The organism is Desulfatiglans sp., from assembly GCA_012513605.1.
Lineage (GTDB): Bacteria > Desulfobacterota > DSM-4660 > Desulfatiglandales > HGW-15 > JAAZBV01.
This window is the reverse complement of the sequence record JAAZBV010000003.1, coordinates 1-2,978: the sequence shown is the minus strand read 5'-3', so window position 1 is coordinate 2,978 and position 2,978 is coordinate 1. Positions and strand designations below refer to the sequence as shown.

General features: G+C 35.1%; 4 protein-coding genes. All 4 read right to left on the bottom strand.

Annotated features, from left to right (window positions below; all coding sequences use genetic code 11):
• Window positions 1-163, bottom strand: a 163-nt coding sequence (locus GX654_00460) for a hypothetical protein (protein ID NLD35323.1), incomplete at its 3' end; no start/stop codon positions are given.
• Window positions 164-210: 47 nt separating this feature from the next.
• Window positions 211-915, bottom strand: a complete 705-nt coding sequence (locus GX654_00455) for a hypothetical protein (GenBank protein ID NLD35322.1) — start codon at window positions 913-915, stop codon at window positions 211-213.
• Window positions 916-1,194: 279 nt separating this feature from the next.
• Window positions 1,195-1,770 (bottom strand): hypothetical protein, encoded by a 576-nt coding sequence (locus GX654_00450; GenBank protein NLD35321.1) that lies wholly within the window; start codon window positions 1,768-1,770, stop codon window positions 1,195-1,197.
• A gap of 12 nt (window positions 1,771-1,782) precedes the next feature.
• Window positions 1,783-2,978 (bottom strand): RHS repeat-associated core domain-containing protein (locus GX654_00445; protein ID NLD35320.1); only part of this gene is annotated, 1,196 nt, incomplete at its 5' end.

Genomic DNA, 2,978 nt, shown 5'->3' with positions numbered 1-2,978 from the left:
CTGCATAACCTATCTGGCCAAGGGCATTATAGCCTTCAAAATCAGCCAGAATATCAATAAGGTTTACGCCATCAACCTCATTAACCTGCTCTAAATTCCCTAATGTATCATATACATATTGATATTCTGTTCGGTCGGTATCAGGATATTTAATATAATTCATCCTGCCTGCAAGGTCATACCCGAAATTTGTATTATAGTTTACACCGTCTATTCTTTTTCAGGATACAATTTATCAAAATTACTTTTAGCTATCTTATTATCAGGGTCTTTTTTGATGGCAGCAAGATAATCATTTTTTGCCTGATCCTGGTTCCCTAACATCATATTGGTCATTGCCCTGATATTCAGTATGGCAGAGGCAACTTCAGCAGCCGGATTCCTTTTAAGGCCTGCATCGCATGCTTCAAGGGCCTTCTGGTATGCTTTTTCCTGAAAATAGGTAACAGCCATAAGCTGGTAACTTTTTGGGCTGGGGTTAACGGCGTTAGCAGCCTTAAAAAAACTCAATGATTTGTCAAAATCCTTTTTTTCAAAGTATGTCCAGCCCAGAAGCATATGGGCCTCATCATTTTTATTATCCATCTCGATAGCTTTCTCAAGCCATGCTTTTGCTTTATCAGCCCCATCTTTTTTATGCACTGCTTCACCCATCTTTAAAAGGGTGTTTGATAATTCTTTTGTTGCAGCAGGGCTTAAGCTATTTTTATCCTTTGCAGCCTTTTCATAGGCATCAAGTATTTTAGTGCCTGCATTATTAATGTCACCTTTATCAAGATATCTCTTTACTTCTGAGTCAAGGCTCATCAATGTTTTATCAGTTATCTTTTCCTGTGCATTGGCAATGCTTAGAATACCAAGCATAAAAACACAAACAACCATCCCTATCATCTTTTCTTTATTGATTGCAGTCATAATATATTCCCTCTCTTATTGATGATGATCATCATGATTCTAAATCAAAATAAGCATAAAATTAAATTCTTAATACTGACTATTACAAAATAGTAAACAGCATCTTATTCAAAACATTGCCAACCTAATAACCTAACAGCGTCCCCCTTCATACACTAACAGCGTCCCCCTTCATACATCATGATTTTATAACTAATATTTTAATGCTAAACTGCGTTGTTTCTTCAAATCCACAATGTTATTTAATTATTTAAGGACGTCCCCATTAACCCACATTTCTTAGTTTCTTATGGACGCTCTACACGGTTCTTGGTTTACGTCCATTCCGTTCGTTGTTCTTTTTATATCAATTATTTCTTCCTTATCTGTATAATTAGGACCAACCATATAAGACATTTGTAATTTATCGGGTTGAATAAATTTTATCTCATTAATAGCTGAAAAGATTGAAGCAGTTGGCGAATAGTCTCTGATTATAAAAAATGGTTTTTCTTTTGAAAATATATTTTTAACTGCTATTTTATTGTTTTCACAATAGACTACTAATTGTTTATCAGCCTCTACCGCAAATACATTTTCAAATGCAGTAGATACTATTTTCTTTATTTGATCATAAAAAATAGTCTGTGAGTTAGGATTCCCAAGACTAACCGTAATGCCTGTGAGTACATCATTATAATATGTTAATATAGGTGTAGAATTATATTCCAGCTTATAAATTATTTTCCCTTCATTATCATTTATAGCAACAATATATTTTTCATCTTGTTGAGTAATTTTAATATTTTTCGTATCTCCTTCAGCATAAACACCAGATATTATACATGCGAACAGCAGAAATAATATTTTCTTCATTATCTTTCCCCCTTATTTATATTTATAAAATTTAAAATCATCCGTGCTTTGCATTCCACTAATTGTAACTTCACTAATTACTTCAAAGTCCCACTTAGGAGTAGCACTATACGTATCAGGGTACTTAACGCTTAATTCAAGTTGTGCTTTGGGACTATAATATAGCACAGCATTTTCTGTTATATCTTTATAAAATCCTATATATATAGGATAAATCTCTTTCGCTATGTTATCAATCCTTTGGTTTGTTCCCAATTTATCAGCAGCTAAATATTCTATTGCTAATTTATATTCTGAAGTTTTTCTACCATAAGCATCAAATCCTGTTTTTGCAATTATATCTTTAACTGTATGATATTTAGACCATTCTCTTTTACCTACTCTATTCAAAGCTACACATGTAATAGCCTTCCAAGCTGTTTTACTACTTTTTCCAGCTTCACCATAAACCGTTGCTACAAGAATTCTAAATTCTTCATTATTTCTTATTTCGTCTCTACTAAGAGGGGAAAAAGCACTTGGAGGTTCAGGAGGTACACAGGTCATATTGATCCATGTTAGGATGTCTTCAATACTCATTGGACGATACCCATTAACAACAATTTCTGGCAGAGTATATTCATCCATATGCCCGCTAGGGTCAGTATATTTCAAGGGATTATTCAAACAATATGCATACCTGTTCAGGGATTGCGGGTTATATGGATCAGGGATTATTGTATCAGGTGATATAAACCTGCTCATAACAGGGTCATAGAGCCTGGCGTTATAGTTATACAGTTCATATTCACTGTCAAGCTCCTGGCCGGTGTACCTGTATGCAGATTTAAATGTACCTCCATTGTACTCATTTCTGAATAGTGCACCGCCAAATGGCAGGTAGCCGTTCTCTTCTATAACCTGCCCTGTTTCATCTGTTACAAGATTTGTAGAACCCAAGTGATCCGTATGGGTGTAGTACTCCTTACCATCACTGGTACGTGACATTATCCTTTTGCCATTGGCATATATATGGCTTACCTCAATGGCTCCCCTCTTTTCAAATATATCCCCTACATATATCGTAGTTGAAGCCCCCTGTACCTTTTTAATCCTGTTACCCTCTCCATCATAGGTAAGATATGTGGGTGTACCTCCTTTATATGATATCTGCACAGGCATATTAGTATGGTTATATGTTATATTTCTGCGGCCTATGCCCTCAGACT

Excerpts from the sequence above, each read along its gene's own strand:
- GX654_00455 (NLD35322.1), bottom strand. The coding sequence starts at position 915 with ATGACTGCAATCAATAAAGAAAAGATGATAGGGATGGTTGTTTGTGTT.
- GX654_00450 (NLD35321.1), bottom strand. The coding sequence starts at position 1,770 with ATGAAGAAAATATTATTTCTGCTGTTCGCATGTATAATATCTGGTGTT.